General features: G+C 61.3%; 21 protein-coding genes. 15 read left to right on the forward strand and 6 right to left on the reverse strand.

Going from position 1 to position 16,824, the window contains the following annotated elements; genetic code table 11:
• The first annotated feature begins 70 nt into the window (after window positions 1-70).
• The 15 genes from AC1DD5_RS05140 to AC1DD5_RS05210 all read left to right on the forward strand — a co-directional run bounded on the left by AC1DD5_RS05140 (window position 71) and on the right by AC1DD5_RS05210 (window position 11,200).
• Complete coding sequence (locus AC1DD5_RS05140; RefSeq protein ID WP_477520721.1) at window positions 71-523, forward strand: hypothetical protein; 453 nt, start codon at window positions 71-73, stop codon at window positions 521-523.
• A gap of 188 nt (window positions 524-711) precedes the next feature.
• Window positions 712-1,131, forward strand: a complete 420-nt coding sequence (rpsP, locus tag AC1DD5_RS05145; protein WP_017199647.1) for a 30S ribosomal protein S16 — start codon at window positions 712-714, stop codon at window positions 1,129-1,131.
• A gap of 1 nt (window position 1,132) precedes the next feature.
• On the forward strand, window positions 1,133-1,375 hold the full coding sequence (locus AC1DD5_RS05150; RefSeq protein ID WP_144659985.1) for an RNA-binding protein: 243 nt from the start codon (window positions 1,133-1,135) through the stop codon (window positions 1,373-1,375).
• Window positions 1,376-1,506: 131 nt separating this feature from the next.
• Entirely contained in the window at window positions 1,507-2,061 is a 555-nt protein-coding gene (rimM, locus tag AC1DD5_RS05155; RefSeq protein ID WP_477520722.1) for a ribosome maturation factor RimM, read from the forward strand.
• Window positions 2,062-2,871: a tRNA (guanosine(37)-N1)-methyltransferase TrmD gene (gene trmD / locus AC1DD5_RS05160; protein ID WP_477520723.1), complete on the forward strand. Its 810-nt coding sequence runs from the start codon at window positions 2,062-2,064 to the stop codon at window positions 2,869-2,871. It begins immediately after the preceding gene.
• Between the two features lie 265 nt (window positions 2,872-3,136).
• Complete coding sequence (gene rplS, locus AC1DD5_RS05165; protein ID WP_014922079.1) at window positions 3,137-3,490, forward strand: 50S ribosomal protein L19; 354 nt, start codon at window positions 3,137-3,139, stop codon at window positions 3,488-3,490.
• Between the two features lie 81 nt (window positions 3,491-3,571).
• A complete protein-coding gene (gene lepB, locus AC1DD5_RS05170) occupies window positions 3,572-4,246 on the forward strand; it encodes a signal peptidase I (RefSeq protein ID WP_477520724.1) in 675 nt (224 codons plus the stop codon).
• Window positions 4,247-5,080, forward strand: a complete 834-nt coding sequence (gene lepB / locus AC1DD5_RS05175; protein WP_442003960.1) for a signal peptidase I — start codon at window positions 4,247-4,249, stop codon at window positions 5,078-5,080.
• Between the two features lie 5 nt (window positions 5,081-5,085).
• Window positions 5,086-5,796 (forward strand): ribonuclease HII, encoded by a 711-nt coding sequence (locus tag AC1DD5_RS05180; protein ID WP_477518397.1) that lies wholly within the window; start codon window positions 5,086-5,088, stop codon window positions 5,794-5,796.
• Between the two features lie 68 nt (window positions 5,797-5,864).
• Window positions 5,865-6,209, forward strand: a complete 345-nt coding sequence (locus AC1DD5_RS05185; RefSeq protein ID WP_216923842.1) for a DUF2469 domain-containing protein — start codon at window positions 5,865-5,867, stop codon at window positions 6,207-6,209.
• Between the two features lie 113 nt (window positions 6,210-6,322).
• The gene (locus tag AC1DD5_RS05190; RefSeq protein WP_477520725.1) at window positions 6,323-6,688 is read left to right on the forward strand and encodes a YraN family protein; all 366 of its coding nucleotides are present in this window, start codon (window positions 6,323-6,325) and stop codon (window positions 6,686-6,688) included.
• A complete protein-coding gene (locus AC1DD5_RS05195) occupies window positions 6,688-8,229 on the forward strand; it encodes a YifB family Mg chelatase-like AAA ATPase (protein WP_477520726.1) in 1,542 nt (513 codons plus the stop codon). Before AC1DD5_RS05190 ends, AC1DD5_RS05195 begins: the two co-directional genes overlap by 1 nt.
• A 23-nt stretch (window positions 8,230-8,252) precedes the next feature.
• A complete protein-coding gene (dprA, locus tag AC1DD5_RS05200) occupies window positions 8,253-9,473 on the forward strand; it encodes a DNA-processing protein DprA (protein WP_477520748.1) in 1,221 nt (406 codons plus the stop codon).
• A gap of 64 nt (window positions 9,474-9,537) precedes the next feature.
• Entirely contained in the window at window positions 9,538-10,464 is a 927-nt protein-coding gene (locus AC1DD5_RS05205) for a tyrosine recombinase XerC (protein WP_477520727.1), read from the forward strand.
• A gap of 232 nt (window positions 10,465-10,696) precedes the next feature.
• Entirely contained in the window at window positions 10,697-11,200 is a 504-nt protein-coding gene (locus tag AC1DD5_RS05210) for a DUF3145 domain-containing protein (RefSeq protein ID WP_216923837.1), read from the forward strand.
• A gap of 111 nt (window positions 11,201-11,311) precedes the next feature.
• Here AC1DD5_RS05210 and AC1DD5_RS05215 read toward each other — a convergent pair whose 3' ends face one another.
• From AC1DD5_RS05215 to AC1DD5_RS05240, 6 genes are all read right to left on the reverse strand, one after another.
• On the reverse strand, window positions 11,312-12,547 hold the full coding sequence (locus tag AC1DD5_RS05215; protein ID WP_442003965.1) for a beta-ketoacyl-[acyl-carrier-protein] synthase family protein: 1,236 nt from the start codon (window positions 12,545-12,547) through the stop codon (window positions 11,312-11,314).
• A gap of 132 nt (window positions 12,548-12,679) precedes the next feature.
• Window positions 12,680-12,925: an acyl carrier protein gene (locus AC1DD5_RS05220; RefSeq protein ID WP_011692310.1), complete on the reverse strand. Its 246-nt coding sequence runs from the start codon at window positions 12,923-12,925 to the stop codon at window positions 12,680-12,682.
• A 114-nt stretch (window positions 12,926-13,039) separates the two neighbouring features.
• Window positions 13,040-14,101, reverse strand: a complete 1,062-nt coding sequence (locus AC1DD5_RS05225; RefSeq protein WP_477518511.1) for a beta-ketoacyl-ACP synthase III — start codon at window positions 14,099-14,101, stop codon at window positions 13,040-13,042.
• Window positions 14,098-15,027, reverse strand: a complete 930-nt coding sequence (locus AC1DD5_RS05230) for an ACP S-malonyltransferase (RefSeq protein ID WP_442003967.1) — start codon at window positions 15,025-15,027, stop codon at window positions 14,098-14,100. The genes AC1DD5_RS05225 and AC1DD5_RS05230 overlap by 4 nt, the downstream gene beginning before the upstream one ends.
• 88 nt (window positions 15,028-15,115) lie before the next feature.
• Window positions 15,116-16,360: a PucR family transcriptional regulator gene (locus AC1DD5_RS05235; RefSeq protein WP_442003968.1), complete on the reverse strand. Its 1,245-nt coding sequence runs from the start codon at window positions 16,358-16,360 to the stop codon at window positions 15,116-15,118.
• A 200-nt stretch (window positions 16,361-16,560) separates the two neighbouring features.
• On the reverse strand, window positions 16,561-16,824 hold a 264-nt coding region (locus AC1DD5_RS05240; RefSeq protein ID WP_442017172.1), incomplete at its 5' end, for a hypothetical protein.

The following is a 16,824-nucleotide window of genomic DNA, read 5'->3' on the forward strand; positions in this document are numbered from 1 at the left end:
GACTGCACTAGGCTGGGCATTGACGGTATTCGCCCCTGGGCCGTTGCCGCCGCCCCGTCAGCACGAACGAATGAGAGCACTCTCCATGGGCTTTGCCGAAATTTTTGTAGCCACCCACGATGAAGCACTCAAGAGGGCAGCTGCCTTGGACCGGGGTGCCGACGTTACCGGCCCCGCCGTCAGGATCGATGGCATCACCGACTTTGAGGTCGAGCAACTGGGGGACCTTGCGGGCAAAGCCGTCCATGCTGCCGGTGCAGACTACGAGCTGGCGCTGGTGGACGTCACCAGCGACGCCCTCCTTGGTGTTCCGGAAGCGATGGTGAGGGCGCTTGCCGAGCTGCTGACGTATGAAAGCGATGGCGACGGTAACGTTCTTGACGACGTCGCTGCGGCGTGGGCAGCGCAGGACGACATGCCTTTTGGCGCGGACGAATCGCGTCAATACGTGCAGCAGTTGGCCTCCTTGGCCACTGACGTGGAACAGGCGGAGCGGTCAGGGCTCTACGTCTGGTCTGTCTGACCGTTGGGTCCGGGAGTGGCGAAAGTCGTAATTACTTCCGGCATCTGGCACAATGGTCAGGTACTTGATTGGCGCGGCCCCTCTCTCCGTGCCCAAATCTTGTCCTTTGGAACCCCCAAGTATGGCCCGCCCCACGGGTGCAGAACGTCGGGTTCAACCCCGTTTCAGAAACAGGAGTGACCACAAAAGTGGCCGTAAAGATTCGCCTTAAGCGCTTCGGTAAGATGCGCGCACCGTACTACCGCATTGTCGTCATGGATGCCCGCGCCAAGCGCGATGGCCGTGCCATTGAAGAAATCGGCAAGTACCACCCCACCGAAGAGCCGTCGTACATCGAGGTCGCTTCCGAGCGCGCCCAGTACTGGCTTTCCGTTGGCGCCCAGCCGACCGAGCAGGTTGCCGCGATCCTCAAGATCACCGGTGACTGGCAGAAGTTCAAGGGCCTGCCGGGCCAGGAAGGCACCCTGAAGACCAAAGCTCCGAAGGAAGCTTTCGTAGCTCCGGAGAAGGGTTCTGTCATCATTCCGGAAGCCATCACCAAGAAGGCCAAGAAGGACGAAGCCGAAGCTCCGGCCGAGGCTGAAGCAGAGACCACCGAGGCTGAGTAAATTGCTGGCAGAAGCGCTCGAGCACTTGGTCCGCGGGATCGTTGACAGCCCTGAGGATGTCAAGGTCAGTGCCAGGAACAACCGCCGCGGGGAATCCCTTGAGGTGCGTGTTCACCAGGAGGACCTCGGACGGGTGATCGGCCGTCAGGGACGCACCGCACGTGCATTGCGCACTGTGGTTGCAGCCTTGGCAGGTGGCGAGCAGGTCAGGGTCGACGTCGTCGACACCGATCGTCGCCGATAACGCGCTCAGCAATACTTGTCTTAGATCCGGCCCCTTCACCGAATATGGTGGAGGGGCCGGATTGCTTTATCGATCATTTCACTTCCGTTGCTGCCTGGCAGCGCGGGCACAACGAGAATTCAGAGGAACCCATGCAGCTCCAGGTGGCCCGGATCGGCAAACCCCATGGCATACGCGGCGAGGTGACGGTGCAAGTGCTCACCGACGCCCCCTCCGAGCGCTTTGTCGCCGGAACCGAGTTCGTCGTGGAGCCGGCCTCTGCTGGCCCGCTGACTATCCGCAGCGCGAGATGGAACAAAGACATCCTGCTGCTGGGCTTTGAAGAGATTGCGGATCGCAACGCCGCCGAGGCAATCCGTGGTGCGAAGCTTTTCATCGAAACCGAAGAACTCGATGACGAAGACGACGACGAAGGCTGGTATGAGCACGAACTCGTTGGGCTGGAGGCGCGGGTTGGCTCACAGGTTGTGGGCAAGGTGGCCGCGCTGACCACACTGCCGGTTCAGGACCTGTTGACGGTCAAGACGGATGAAGGGAAGGAAATTCTGGTTCCTTTCGTCGATGAAATCGTGCCTGAGGTCAACATTGAGGACGGGTTCATTCTCATCACTCCGCCTGCCGGTCTCTTCGAAATCAACGATGACACGGCAGGGGAGTCCAAGGACGGCGCCGGGGATGATGCCTGAATGAGGATCGATGTCGTCAGCATCTTCCCTGAGTACCTTGCCCCGCTTGAACTTTCGCTGATAGGCAAGGCCCGCCAGGATGGGCTCCTGGAACTTAACGTCCACGACCTCCGGACGTTCACTACTGACAAGCACCGGACCGTGGATGACACTCCTTATGGGGGCGGTGCCGGCATGGTCATGAAGCCAGAGCCGTGGGCACAGGCGCTCGAATCGGTTTCCGGGCCTGGTGAAGGCACCAAACCTGTCCTGATAGTGCCGTCGCCGGCAGGGGAGAGGTTTACCCAGGCCCTTGCCTACGAGCTCGCCGAAGAGGAACAGCTGGTCTTTGCCTGCGGTCGGTACGAGGGAATCGATGAGCGCGTCATCGACTGGGCGCAAGGGCACTTCACAGTGAGGCCTGTCAGCCTTGGCGACTACGTTCTCAATGGCGGCGAAGTTGCTGTCCTTGCCATGGTTGAAGCAATCGGCCGTTTGCTTCCAGGCGTGGTGGGCAACCCGGAATCCCTCGTGGAAGAATCACATTCGGACGGCCTCCTGGAGTATCCGGTATATACCAAGCCATCCTCATGGCGGGAGCACGAGGTTCCTCCAGTCCTGCTGAGCGGCAATCATGGGAAGATAGCGCAGTGGCGGCGCCATGAACAGTTCCGCCGCACTGCCGAGCGCCGTCCGGATCTCCTTGAACACTTCGACGCCGGTCAGTTGAGTCGCGCGGACCGCAACGCACTCGCGGACCTGGGTTACGACGTCGTGGATGGTCGCCTGCGCCGCCGCACGGAAAGCAACACGTCACCGACGCGACTGTAGTACCCCGCTGGCCGCCGTCGGGCGTGGCGAGTCCGCATAGTTGGTCGGATGCTGCGGCATGTGGCAGAATTAACCCTTGTGTCTGCTGGGCCAGCACCTGCCACAGGGGGAGCGAAGCCAACAGCCGGACAACCCGGTGCCGCCAATCAGTGGTGGAACCGGACACCAAGAAACTTCGGCGGAGATTTCCGGTTGGCTTTGTGCCGCGGGCTTGTCTGCCGTAACCCAAAGTGGATGACCTGTGGCGTTCACCAGGAGTGGATTAATGCATATCCTCGATAGCGTAGATGCAGCCTCGCTGCGTAACGATGTTCCCGAGTTCCGCGCGGGTGACACCCTCAAGGTTCACGTCAACATCATCGAAGGCAAGAACTCCCGTGTCCAGGTATTCCAGGGCTTCGTCCTGGGCCGCCAGGGTGACGGCGTTCGCGAAACCTTCACCGTACGCAAGGTTTCCTTCGGTGTCGGCGTAGAGCGTACCTTCCCGGTACATTCCCCGATCATCGACAAGATCGAGGTCGTCACCAAGGGTGACGTCCGCCGCGCCAAGCTCTACTACATGCGCGCACTGCGCGGTAAGGCAGCGAAGATCAAGGAAAAGCGCGACTTCGCCAAGTAAGTCCAGCGACTTACGCAACGGGTCCAGGATTCGTGCCCGGTTCGTTCCGGAGCAATCCGCAACGCAACAGGGATACGAGTCATGGACACATCAGAACGCCAGCCCCGGAAACAGGGCTGGCGTTTTGTTTTGCTGGCATTGGTCCTTGCCGTAGCCATCAGCGGACTGGTTCGCTCCTTGTGGATCGACGTCTACTACATTCCCTCTGAGTCCATGGAGCCGTTGCTTGGCACTGGGGACAGGATCCTGGTTTCGCGGACGGCATTCACCTCAGAGCCCATCCAGCGTGGAGACGTGGTTGTCTTTGATGGGCGTGGATCATTCGCCCCGCTCAGCAGCGGTAAGGGTCCTCTTGTCGACGCGATTGCAGCGGCGGGCCAATGGTTCGGGCTCACTGGGAGCGATACAACATACGTGAAGCGTGTCATTGGGGTTCCGAGTGACCACGTTCAGTGCTGTTCCTCCGAGGGGCGCCTCACAGTGAACGGTCAGGTACTTGAGGAACCCTATGTGTACCCCGGGGACGAACCCAGCAAACAGAAGTTCGACGTCGTGGTCCCCGAGGACCGGCTCTGGCTGATGGGCGACCACCGATCCCGCTCTGCTGATTCCCGCGGATTGCTGGGAGCACCCGGCGGGGGAATGGTCCCGTTTGACCGGGTGATCGGCAGACCCGTCCAGATCATCTGGCCCCTTGATAGATTTGCAGAGGTGCCTCGCTCCGTGCAGGCCGAACCATCGAAGAACGGACAATAAATGCCGGACAAAGTTCCCGAGAATCCCGAGCGACACGACGACGACGCGCGGCTCTCGGACGGAACGGGTGGCGTCGCTGGAGTGGCTGAGCCCAGCCCGGTCGCCGACGCTGCCGCCGATGCCGGCAACAAAACCGACGAGGCCGAGAAGCCCCGCAGGAACCCTGCCCTGGGATGGCTGAAGGAAATCGTCACAGTCGTGGCCATTGCCGTAGTGCTCTCCTTCCTTATCAAGACGTTCCTTTTCCGGGCGTTCTACATTCCTTCTGAATCCATGGAAAGCACGTTGGACGTCAATGACCGCATCTTCATCAATCTGCTGGTGCCGGAGCCCTTCGCCTTGGAACGGGGCGACGTAGTGGTCTTCAAGGATTCGCAAGGTTGGCTTCCGGCGGTTCTGAAAAAACCGGCAGGCCCCCTTGATTGGGTAGGCGACACTTTGGAATTCGTTGGGTTGGCCGCTGACGACAACGAGCAGCACCTGGTCAAGCGCGTGATTGGGCTTCCGGGTGATCACGTTTCCTGTTGTGACGCGCAGGGTCGAGTCAGCATCAATGGCACCCCGGTGGACGAAACGTACATCAACCCCGCGGAAGTGCCACAGCCCAACCCGTTCGACATCATCGTTCCAGAGGGCAAGGTCTGGGTCATGGGAGACAACCGCAATCACTCGGCCGATTCCCGCGCGCACCAGGAAGTCAATGGTGGTTTCATTAATATCGAGGACGTTGAAGGCAAAGCCACGGTCATAGCCTGGCCCGTCAACCGGTGGACGGTGCTGGACAATTACCCGGATGTCTTCAAGAACGTTCCTGCGGGCACGTCAGGAAAGTAACGGCCATGGCAAGCACCCGGCTGAAAACCAAGACACCAACCGAAGTTCCGACCCTGGACGTCGAGCGTTCCTTCCTGTCTTCCGGGGTGCGTTTGCTGGCCGGCGTGGACGAGGTCGGCAGGGGCGCGCTGGCTGGCCCCGTCAGTGTGGGAATCGCCGTGGTCAACCTCGCGGATCATGCCCTGCTGGCGGATGTGCGGGACAGCAAGTTGCTCAAGCCCGAGGACCGTGACAGGTTGGAGCCTTTGGTCCGTGACTGGGCCGTAGCATCCGCAGTTGGACATGCCTCCGCCCGGGAAATCGATGACGTCGGCATCATAGCCGCCCTGCGCCTGGCGGGAACACGGGCCTGGTTTGAGATTCTGGCCGGTGGCATCACGCCTGACGTCGTGTTGTTGGACGGCAGCCACAACTGGCTTTCTCCGGAAGTTCAAGCTTCGTTGTTCGATACCGCGAACACGGGGCCCTGGTGTGAAGCGCCGGTGCACACAAAGGTAAAAGCGGATATGAGCTGTCTCAGCGTGGCCGCCGCCAGTGTTTTGGCAAAAGTAGCCCGCGATCGAATCATGGTTGATCTCCACGCTGAAGTACCGGCCTACGGCTGGAACGAAAACAAGGGATACGCCACAGCAGCGCATCGCGACGTGATCAGGCTGCAGGGACCCAGTGCCTATCACCGGACGAGCTGGAACCTGACCGGACCGGACGTGGTCTAACAGCCTGCTTGGCAGCGTCTGTCCTGCGGATGGCGTCCGGTGCGCGGCAGATGGTGCAAGATGGAACTATGAGCGCCGAGGACCTTGAGAACTATGAAACCGACATGGAGCTTCAGCTCTACCGTGAATACCGGGACGTTGTCGGTTTGTTCAGCTACGTTGTCGAAACTGAGCGGCGTTTCTACCTGGCCAACCATGTTGATTTACAAGCCCGCAGCGCAGACGGCGAAGTCTATTTTGATCTGACCCTGCAGGATGCCTGGGTTTGGGATGTTTATCGTTCAGCGCGCTTCGTGAAGAATGTCCGGGTCATTACCTTCAAGGACGTCAACGTCGAGGAACTACCACGAAATGAAGATCTTGCGTTGCCCAAAGATGGTGGCCTCGGGGATCTGGGAGACCTCGGTAACTAGCACCTGCAGCCGCGCGTACTCTTCCTCCACAAGGCTGATGTGACGGGTTTACCCACATAGCATCAGGGCCGTCTGTCACAAGCCGCTGCCAGCGTCAAAGCTGGATAGCGGAGGTGATGCTCATGAGAGCAAAAGACATTCTTGGCCGCAACGGCGAGGCGTTGGCGGCAGGATTCCTGGAAGACCAGGGCATGCGGATTGTCGATCGCAATTGGCGGTGCGCCGATGGTGAAATCGACATCGTGGCACTTGAGGGTGACACCCTGGTGGTGGCGGAGGTAAAGACCCGCAGCAGCCTGGACTATGGACATCCCTTTGAGGCAGTAGGGCCGGCCAAGCTGGCACGTCTGCATCGGCTCGCTTCATCGTGGTGCAGGGAACATGAAGTGAATGCTCCACGAAGACGCATTGATGTGGTCTCGGTCATCCACGACGGCATTGGGGATCCCCAACTGGAACACCTGAGGGGTGTTGGCTGATGGGGGTTGGGCGCAGCTACTGCATTGCCCTGGTTGGACTCAATGGCTACATCGTCGAGGTAGAAGCCGATATCGGCCAAACCCTCCCCGCATTCGTGATTCTGGGGCTACCCGATGCCGCCCTTAATGAAGCCAAAGAACGAATTCGGTCCGCGGCACAAAACTCGGGAATTCCTCTGAGCCGGAGGAAGATCACAGCCAATCTCATTCCAGCATCCTTGCCCAAACGTGGTTCGGGCTTTGACCTTGCCATCACCATGGCTGTTCTCCGTGCTGCGGAGGATATTCGTTCGATCGATGGAACAGTCTTCATTGCTGAGCTGGGTTTGGACGGGCGGCTCCGTCCGGTGAGGGGCATCCTCCCAGCCGTGATGGCTGCCGTTCAGGCGGGGTACCCGGAGATCGTCGTAGCCGAGGCAAACGTCGCCGAGGCAACTTTGGTACCGGGTGCTCATGTCAGGGGATACCGGACTCTCGCCCGGCTCGCCTACGACTTCGGTGCCGACCCCAAAGAACTCGCCCTGGACTACGACCCGCCCGCGGGTGATCCCGGAGATGAAAATGATGGCGCAGTGGGCATCGTGCCTGATCTTTCCGACGTTTCGGGGCAATCAGAGGCTCGGCGCGCGCTGGAAGTCGCAGCTGCAGGCAGCCACCATATGCTCCTGACCGGTCCACCGGGTGCCGGTAAGACGATGCTCGCGGAGCGTTTGCCAGGACTCTTGCCGGACCTTGCGGACAAGGCAGCAATGGAGGTTACTGCCATTCACTCCCTGGCAGCGGTCCGCTCATCAACCGGCACGTTGCTGCGGAGGCCGCCGTTCGAGAATCCCCACCACAGTGCCACCGCAGCTGCGATCATCGGCGGAGGCTCTGGACTTCCGCGCCCGGGAGCTGCCTCGCGGGCACATCGCGGAGTCCTCTTCCTTGATGAGGCTCCCGAGTATGAACGACGCGTCCTGGATGCCCTTCGGCAGCCCTTGGAGAGCGGCGAACTGGTGATTCACCGCTCGGCAGGGACAGCGGCGTACCCCGCGCGGTTTCAACTGGTCCTGGCAGCCAATCCTTGCCCATGCGGCAAAGCCTCGGGCAAGGGGATGGATTGTACCTGCACTGCAATAATGCGCAGGCGGTACTTCGGCCGCATATCGGGTCCCCTCCTGGATCGCGTCGACATACAACTCCAAGTCGAACGCGTGTCCCTCGCCGATTTTGGGCAGGCAGGCACGGAAGAGGGAACGGAAGCTGTGGCGGGACGGGTACTGGCTGCGAGGCAGAGACAGGCCGATCGCTTGGGGGCTTTTGGCATTGAAACCAATTCCCAAGTGCCGGGACGCACCCTGCGCGGGGAACTGAGGCTGCCACCGGGCGCCACCCGCATTCTGGACACGGCACTGGAGCGAGGCATTCTCACAGCCCGAGGCTATGACCGTGTCCTTCGGTTGGCGTGGACCCTGGCGGACCTGGACCATAGCAAGACTCCTACTGGAGACCACATCGGACAAGCGCTCGGCCTCCGGCAAGCAACGGCGATGGCATGAAGGACAACGTGACGAAGGACGGAATGACAACCGAAGGCGCAAGGGGAACCGTGTTGGGGAAGCAGGAAAAGGAAAGGCTTGCACGGGCAGCATTGGCGCGTCTGATGGAACCACAGGATTCCGTGGGGCTCGCCTTGGTTCATGCTGTTGGACCTGTTGATGCGCTGGGTATCGTGACAGGCGAACTCGCTGCAGGTCCGCGCCTTGAACAAGAGATCTCCGCTTTACTGACCGAAAGCGGAGGCCCGGCTTCCTGGCCGGGGCTCACGGCCAGCAAGCGACGATGGGCTCCACGTGTTCCGGACCTCGCGCCGGACCGTGACCTGGAGACGATGAGGCGGCTCGGAGGCCGCCTGATTGTTCCCGGCGACGAGCTTTGGCCCGAGCAGTTGTCCGACCTCGGCCTCCAGGAGCCTTTATGCCTGTGGTGGCGCGGACACGAGCAGCCCCTTCCCTCAACGCGGCAGACCATCGCGTTGGTGGGGTCCAGGGACAGCACGAGCTATGGAGCGTCCGTGACTGGGGATCTTGCCTACGGCTTGGCCCAGCGTGGATACTGCGTTGTTTCCGGGGGAGCCTACGGCATTGACGCCCACGCCCACCGTGGGGCCCTCCGTGGTGGAGTGGCAAACGTACCGACCATTGCCATCATGGCTGGGGGAGTGGACCGCTTCTATCCTTCCGGGAACGAGGATCTTCTTCGTGCCGTCGCCAACCAAGGAGCCGTGATTTCGGAGGTTCCACCCGGATCCGCCCCTACAAGGTACCGATTCCTGCAGCGAAATCGCCTCATTGCTGCGCTCGCGGCTGTCACGGTGGTAGTGGAGGCACGTTGGCGGTCAGGCGCATTGAACACAGCCCACCACGCTGAGAGCATCGGGCGGGTAGTGGCAGCTGTCCCCGGATCCATTCACAGCGCGAACTCGGCGGGTTGCCATAGGCTGCTCCGGGATGGCGGGGCGATCTGTGTGACGGACGTCGGAGAAATTGCTGAACTGGCCGGCCGGAATGGCGAAGTGATGGTCTCCGAGAAGGATTCGCCGGCCGCACCGCATGATGGCTTGTCCTTGGAAGACCTGATTCTCCTGGACGCCTTGCCGCTTCGATCGGCAAGTTCTGTGGAGAAACTCACGGTCGTTGCTGGCCTCAGCCCGGACTCTGTGCGTGCGGGCTTGGGTCGATTGGGACTGCTGGGTCTCGCATCCTCCGAACGGGGGGCCTGGAAGCGCACCAAGAATGCCTAGGCGGACGAGCAGCGAAGCATGTTGATACGCAGCGAGGGTCCATGGTGCTGGCAAAGTTGGAAGGGTGGACGCAGAATCATTGCCAGCATCGCTAAAGAGCGCAGTGGAGGGTTTCGAACGCTACCTCCACGGTGAACGCGCGAGGTCGGCACATACTGTCCGCGCATATCTGGCGGACGTGTACAGCCTCCTCGGATTCGCGGTCCAGGAGGGAATACGCGATCTCGATCAATTGGAGTTGGGTTCGCTCCGCCGATGGCTGGGTGCGCAAAGTGAAGCCGGGATGGCCCGGTCAACTCTTGCCCGCCGTGCCGCCACGGCCAGGTCGTTTACCAAGTGGGCTCTGAGGGAGGAACTCATCGCCACAGATCCGGCCCTGCGTCTGCAAGCTCCTAAGCGCGGGAAATCGTTGCCTGGGGTCCTCCAGCAGCAGCAAATTCTCAGGGTCGTGGATAGCCTTGACGCTGCTGCGGCAGACGGAGGTCCCCTGGCCCTTCGGGATCGTGCAATGGTGGAGTTGCTTTACGCAACTGGCGTGCGCGTGGGGGAGCTGGCCGGGCTCGACATCGATGACATGGATCCGGATAGAAGGACCCTCCGTGTCATTGGCAAGGGAAACAAGGAGCGTACCGTTCCTTTCGGAGTTCCCACTGCCCTTGCAATCGACGATTGGCTTCGCCGGGGACGCCCGGCGCTGGTAACTGCCACGAGCGGTCCGGCTCTGTTCCTGGGTGTGAGGGGAAAGCGCGTTGACCCACGCCAGGTCCGTGCGGTTGTAGCCGTCCTGCTGCAGGAACTGGGCGATACCGCTGCAACGGGGCCCCACGCCTTGAGGCATAGCGCCGCAACCCATCTGCTGGATGGTGGGGCTGATCTTCGGGCAGTGCAGGAAATTCTTGGTCACAGCAGCCTTGCCACTACCCAGATCTACACCCACGTTTCCGTGGACAGGCTTCGGAAGAGCTACCAGCAGGCACATCCGCGGGCCTGAAAATGACGCCCAAAGAGTTGCACTGGCGGAAAAGGGAAGGGTACGGCAAAATGAAAGCACCACGGCCGAACCTTCAATTTAGGGTTGAGGGTTCGTTTCGTGTCACAATCAAAGAGTCTTAGCTAATTGAATAGCCTGCAGGGTCCGTAAGAATGACAGGGCCGGGCAGCAACAGTAAACATCCGTCGCAGAGGTCGTTGGGGAAGACGTACCTACAGCTATGGAGGATGGAATGTCTGTTGCAACAACCCGCGGTGTCCTTTTCGTGCACTCGGCCCCTACGGCATTGTGCCCGCACGTTGAGTGGGCCATCGGATCGGTCGTGGACAAGCGGACCGATCTTGAGTGGACCCCTCAGCCAGCTGCGCCCGGAATGTTCCGTGCCGAACTGTCCTGGACAGGTACGCCAGGCACCGGCGCCCAGTTGGCGTCTGCTCTTCGAGGCTGGGCACATTTGCGGTACGAGGTTACTGAAGAACCGAGCCAAGGCGTGGATGGGGCACGCTGGTCGCATACCCCGGAACTGGGGATCTTCCATGCTGTCACGGATGTGCACGGCAACATCATGGTCAGTGAGGACCGCATCCGCTATGCCTATGAGTCAGGAGCCGGAGACCCGTCCGCCGTTTACCATGAGCTGTCATTGGCCCTGGGCGAAGCCTGGGATGAGGAACTGGAGCCCTTCCGCCACGCTGCTGAGGGCGCTCCGGTCCGGTGGCTGCACCAAGTCGGGTAGCAGCAACTCCTGACGGCCAAAACATTCCCATAGCAACAGAGAAGGGCCCACCTAAAGGAATGGTGGGCCCTTCTCTTCTGTTCACCTCACGGCATTCGGCGAACGCAGGTCTTAGACGTTGCGGACCGCGATGACGGCGTTGTGTCCACCAAAGCCAAAGGAGTTGCTCAGCGCCACGATGTCGCCCGCAGGCAAGTCGCGCGCGGACGTCACGACGTCGAGGGGGATCTCAGGATCCTGGTTCTCGAGGTTGATGGTGACAGGTGCCTTGCGCTCATAGACAGCCAGGACAGTGAGGACCGCCTCTACAGCCCCGGAGGCGCCTAGGAGATGGCCCATCTGGGACTTGGTGGCAGATACCGCCACGTTGTCGACGTGAGCCCCCAGTGCGGCGCGGAGGGCCGTGTACTCCGGCCTGTCACCTACTGGAGTGGAGGTGGCGTGGGCGTTGACGTGGACTACGTCCTCCGCTTGGATCCTGCCGTCAAACATCGCGGCCTTCAGTGCGCGGGTGGCGCCGAGGCCTTCGGGATCGGGGGCTGTGATGTGGTAGGCGTCGGCCGTTACCGATGTACCGGCAAGCTCAGCGTAGATGCGGGCACCGCGGGCGATTGCGTGCTCTTCTGCTTCGAGTACCAGCGCACCAGCACCCTCACCCATGACAAAGCCGTCGCGGTCGATGTCATACGGGCGTGAAGCGCGCTCAGGATCGTCATTGCGACGGGAGAGTGCCTGCATGGACGAGAAGGCGGCCAAGGGCATCGGGTGAATGGCGGCTTCGGCGCCACCGCACATGACGACGTCGGCCTTGCCGGAACGGATCAGGTCCAAGCCAAGGTGCAGGGCCTCAGTACCGGATGCGCAGGCGGAGACTGGAGTATGGGCTCCGGCTCGGGCGCCCAGGTCAAGGCTGACAGCAGCGGCTACGCCGTTGGGCATGAGCATGGGAACGGTCATGGGCAGGACCCGGCGCGGACCCTTGTCCCTGAGCGTGTCCCAGGCATCAAGGAGCGTCCATACGCCGCCGATGCCCGTGGCAAATGCCACCGCCAGGCGGTCGTGGTCGATGTCCTGGATACCTGAATCAGCCCATGCTTCACGGGCAGCGATGACACCAAACTGCGTGGACGGGTCCATACGCTTGGCTTCCACCCGGCTCAGGACTTCCAGGGCCGGCGTCGAGCACCGGGCAGCAAAGTGGACGGGGAGGTCGTACTTGGCCACCCACTCGTCTTCGAGTGTGCGTGCACCTGAGACCCCTTTCAGCGCGTTCTGCCACATTGTGGGGACGTCGCCGCCGATGGGAGTGGTGGCCCCCAGACCGGTTATGACTACTTTGCGTGCCATGCGATCACTCTCTGTCGGATCAGCCGTCCCATCTGCAGTTTTTGCAGGGGCGGCAGGAAAAACTTTGGGCGTTACTGCGGCTGTGCCGGGCACAGGATCAAAGACCCTGGCCCGGCACAGCTGGTACCAGGCTTAGGCCTGGGCGTTTGCGATGAAGCTGACGGCGTCGCCGACGGTCTTAAGGTTCTTGACCTCTTCGTCCGGGATACGTACGCCGAACTTCTCTTCGGCGTTCACGACGATGGTCATCATGGAGATGGAGTCGATGTCCAGGTCCTCGGTGAAGGACTTGTCCAGCTCGACGGCTTCGGTAGCCAGGCCCGTTTCTTCGTTGACGATTTCAGCCAGGCCGGCCAGGATTTCTTCGTTGCTAGCCATTGTTGGCTCCTTTTCTTGTTGTGCCGGCTATGCCGGAAAGGGGGCAAACCGCGGTTACGGTTTGGGTTTGTAAGTCATATTCAGTTGGCTGGAGGCCACAGGGCCAGTCCAGGTCTATGGCAGAACGACAACCTGGGCGCCAAAGACCAATCCGGCGCCGAAACCGATCTGCAATGCCAGCCCACCGCTGAGTTCAGGGTTCTCCTGAAGAAGGCGGTGCGTGGCCAGGGGGATGGAAGCAGCTGATGTATTGCCGGCTTGGGCGATGTCGCGGCCAATGAGGACGGTCTCGGGAAGCTTCAGCTTCTTCACCATCTCATCGATGATGCGCATGTTCGCCTGGTGGGGAACAAAAGCGGCGAGGTCGCTGGCTTCTATGCCGGCGGCGTCGAGCGCTTGCTGCGCTACCTTTGCCATTTCCCAGACGGCCCAACGGAAAACAGTCTGGCCGTCCTGGCGCAGCGTAGGCCAGACATCCTGTGTTGCAGAGATGATTGCGAGGTCATCTGTTTCGTCGGAGTGACGAGCCGATTCGCCCAGCTTCTTGACGTCTTCCAAAGAGTGGGTCATTCCAATTGCATCCCACTTGCTACCGTCCGAGCCCCACACCGAAGGTCCGATGCCGGGGGTGTCGGAAGGTCCAACCACTACTGCGCCGGCGCCGTCGCCGAGCAGGAACGAGATGGTGCGTTCGTGGTTGTCGATGACGTCAGAGAGTTTCTCGGCGCCGACCACCAGGACATATTCGGCAGAACCGGAGCGCACCAGCGCGTCTGCCTGGGCCACGCCGTAGCAGTAACCCGCACAGGCGGCGGAAATGTCGTAGGCGGGTGCCGGCGTCGCGCCCAATCGCTCCGTAAGGGCAGCGGCAGCCGAGGGCGTTGCGTAGGGGTGGGTCACGGTGGACACGATGATTGCACCCAGCTGGGACGGTTCGATCCCGGCCTGCTGGATGGCTTCGCGGGCGGCGCCTTCGGCCATGTCGATGACACTGACGTCAGCGGCTGCCCGGTGGCGGGTGATGATGCCAGTGCGCTGCCGGATCCATTCATCCGAGGAATCGATCCACTGGCAGACGTCGTCGTTGGTGACGATGACATCGGGACGGTAGGCGCCGATGCCCAGGATGCGGGCGTTCTCGTTCACCGTCGCTTTGTTCAGTACGGGGGTGCTCACGCTTGTCCCTCCAATTCAGCGAAAAGTGCCAGGGCCGCGGACAAATCATCCGGGGTTTTGACGGCAACTGTCTTGACCCCTGGCATTCCACGCTTTGCCAAACCAGCAAGCGTGCCGGCCGGAGCCAGTTCGATCACACCGGTTACTCCGCGGGCTGAGAGATTCTCCATGCACTGGTCCCACCGGACGGGCCTGGAGACCTGCGCAATCATGCTGTCGACGGCGGCAGAACCTGCCGTAACTTCCTTGCCGTCGTAGTTGGACAGCAGGGGGACAGTCGGGTCCTGCGGGGACAAGGAGGGCTTCAGGGCTTCCAGTGCGCTGACGGCGGGAGCCATGTGCGAGGTGTGGAAGGCGCCGGCAACCTTCAGGGGGATGACGCGTGCCTTGGCCGGCGGGTTGTCCGCCAAGGCCTTGAGCTGCTCGAATGTTCCTGCGGCGACAGTCTGGCCGGCTCCGTTCACGTTGGCGGGAGTGGCGCCCGATGCCTCGATGGCGGCAAGGACCTCAGCGGGGTCCCCACCGACGACTGCACTCATGCCTGTCGGGGTTACCGCCGCTGCGGCAGCCATACTGTTGGCCCGCTCACGGACGAAAGTCATGGCTTCCTGCTCAGTGAGGACGCCGGCAAGGGCAGAAGCCGTGATTTCACCCACGGAGTGCCCCGCAAGGACAACCGGAAGTGTGTTGAGCTCGACGTCGAACAAAGACTTGGCTGCCACAAGCCCGGCGGCCACGATCAGGGGTTGGGCCACTGCGGTGTCTTTGATGGTTTCTTCATCAGAGGTGGTTCCGTGGGCCTTGAGGTCGATGCCTGCGATCTCGCTCAGGGTGGCCAGTTGGCCTTCGACGGAGGGGAGTTCCAGCCAAGGGGCCAAAAATCCAGGGGTCTGGGAGCCCTGTCCAGGGCAGACGATTGCAAGCACGTATCCAGCTTTCCAAATTGCCACGTGATCCACTGGTGTTTTCGTACACCAAGCTCACTGGGTCAGTTTGTAGGAAGTCTACAACGGTTCAGTTCTGTGAACGCGATGCGTGACGCTCGGGGGTGGCTTTGGGCTGGGCCGAAAGCCGGCCCACCACCAGGGCAGTTTGAAGTACGAAAGCTTCCCTTGGGAGGAGCGGATCCCAGCCTGTCACATCGCAGACACGCTTCAAACGGTAGCGCACAGTGTTGGCATGGACGAACAATTCACGCGCTGTTGCCTCCAGTGAATGTCCCAACTCAAGGTAAGTTCCCAAGGTTTCCACCAAGCCGTTTGATGCCGCCAGCAACGGACGGTAAATATTCTTGATGAGTGACCGCCGGGCCGCATCATCCCCGGAAACAACGCGTTCCGGGAGCAAATCGTCCGCTGCAACAGGCCGCGGCGCCGAGGGCCAGGCGCGGGCGGCGGTAAGGCCAGCGAAGGCGGCCTGGGCCGAAGTGCTGGCCTCCAGCAACGAGCCGGCCTCCGGGCCATAGACGACGGCGCCCGGCGCGAAAAGTTCACTGAGCTTGAGGTACGCCGTATCCCGGTCCTGGACGCCGCCGAGGATAAGAATGAGGCGGTCACCTTGGATTCCTACAAGCGCGTCTTCTGCGAAACGGCCGGCAGTCCGGCGTAAATCGCTAACGTAGCTGGCGCTGGGCTCCGATGGCGAGTTGCCCACCATGACGGTGAAACGTTCCTGCGCTTTCCAGCCCAGGGCCGCGATTCTTGAGCGAAGGGCGTCCGTGTTTTCGCCCCGCAGGATTGCATCCACGATCAAGGCCTCAAGCCGGGTGTCCCAAGATCCCCGTGATTCCGCTGCGCGTGCGTAGACATCCGCGGCCGCGAAAGCCACTTCCCGGGAGTAACGAAGCACCGCCTCGCGCAGCGAAGGCTGGTCCGATTCAGGGGCGATCACAGGAACCTGGTCTTCGACGACCTCCACCACAATCCTGATCAACTGCAAGGCCTTCTGCAGGCTGATGGAGCGCGTCAATTCAGTGGGTGCATTGCCAAAGACGTCGGTCAGGATCCACGACGGCGAACTGGGACGTTCATACCAGGTCACAAAAGCGGCAATGCCATTTTGCGCCACGAGCCCCAAAGCGGAGCGTTCATCAGAGCTCAGCCGGCCGTACCAAGGCAGCGATTTCTCAAGCTGCCGCATGGTGCTGGTGGACAATTGCCCCACATTGGCACGGAGCTGCCGCAGGGTCTCCGCCTTTTCCGGCGACAATGCCTGGGTTGCTGCTTTGCGCTTTGTAGTGATTTTGCTGGGCTCTGCCATGGAACGAGCATACGGTGCATCTCAGGCAAGCTCCATTTGTGCGAAGGCTACAACTTATGTTGTCGCTGGTCACGTCATGTTGCGCGGTGAAAAGGCTTGATTAAACGCCCGACGGCGGCCCCCACCTTCGGATGGAAGCCGCCGTCGCGGTTACTGCTTGAGTTTGTGCAGTCCCGGGCTACAGCCCAACTGCTCGTTTACTAAGCGTCGCCGCCAGCTCCGCCGGTGGTGCCGGCGTTTACATCCAGTAGCCGGTACTTATCGATGGCCTTTTCCAGCGCACCTTCTTCGACTTCTCCCTTGGCGGCGAGGAGTTGGAGGGTTTTGGCGACGATGGAGTGGGTGTCGTTTTTGAAGTAGCGGCGGGCGGCTTGGCGGGTGTCGGAGAAGCCGAAGCCGTCTGCTCCGAGGGAGGCGAAGTCGTTGGGGATGAATTGGCGGATTTGGTCGGGGACGGCTTTCAT

The organism is Paenarthrobacter sp. 10L420, from assembly GCF_056395385.1.

What these genes read in the sequence shown, in the direction of transcription:
- AC1DD5_RS05220 (WP_011692310.1), bottom strand. Translation starts at nt 12,925, where the DNA reads ATGGCTAGCAACGAAGAAATCCTGGCCGGCCTGGCTGAAATCGTCAAC.
- AC1DD5_RS05185 (WP_216923842.1), top strand. Translation starts at nt 5,865, where the DNA reads ATGAGCGCCGAGGACCTTGAGAACTATGAAACCGACATGGAGCTTCAG.
- AC1DD5_RS05235 (WP_442003968.1), bottom strand. Translation starts at nt 16,360, where the DNA reads ATGGCAGAGCCCAGCAAAATCACTACAAAGCGCAAAGCAGCAACCCAG.
- lepB (WP_442003960.1), top strand. Translation starts at nt 4,247, where the DNA reads ATGCCGGACAAAGTTCCCGAGAATCCCGAGCGACACGACGACGACGCG.
- AC1DD5_RS05140 (WP_477520721.1), top strand. Translation starts at nt 71, where the DNA reads ATGAGAGCACTCTCCATGGGCTTTGCCGAAATTTTTGTAGCCACCCAC.
- rimM (WP_477520722.1), top strand. Translation starts at nt 1,507, where the DNA reads ATGCAGCTCCAGGTGGCCCGGATCGGCAAACCCCATGGCATACGCGGC.
- dprA (WP_477520748.1), top strand. Translation starts at nt 8,253, where the DNA reads ATGACAACCGAAGGCGCAAGGGGAACCGTGTTGGGGAAGCAGGAAAAG.
- lepB (WP_477520724.1), top strand. Translation starts at nt 3,572, where the DNA reads ATGGACACATCAGAACGCCAGCCCCGGAAACAGGGCTGGCGTTTTGTT.
- AC1DD5_RS05180 (WP_477518397.1), top strand. Translation starts at nt 5,086, where the DNA reads ATGGCAAGCACCCGGCTGAAAACCAAGACACCAACCGAAGTTCCGACC.
- AC1DD5_RS05195 (WP_477520726.1), top strand. Translation starts at nt 6,688, where the DNA reads ATGGGGGTTGGGCGCAGCTACTGCATTGCCCTGGTTGGACTCAATGGC.
- AC1DD5_RS05210 (WP_216923837.1), top strand. Translation starts at nt 10,697, where the DNA reads ATGTCTGTTGCAACAACCCGCGGTGTCCTTTTCGTGCACTCGGCCCCT.
- trmD (WP_477520723.1), top strand. Translation starts at nt 2,062, where the DNA reads ATGAGGATCGATGTCGTCAGCATCTTCCCTGAGTACCTTGCCCCGCTT.
- AC1DD5_RS05215 (WP_442003965.1), bottom strand. Translation starts at nt 12,547, where the DNA reads ATGGCACGCAAAGTAGTCATAACCGGTCTGGGGGCCACCACTCCCATC.
- rplS (WP_014922079.1), top strand. Translation starts at nt 3,137, where the DNA reads ATGCATATCCTCGATAGCGTAGATGCAGCCTCGCTGCGTAACGATGTT.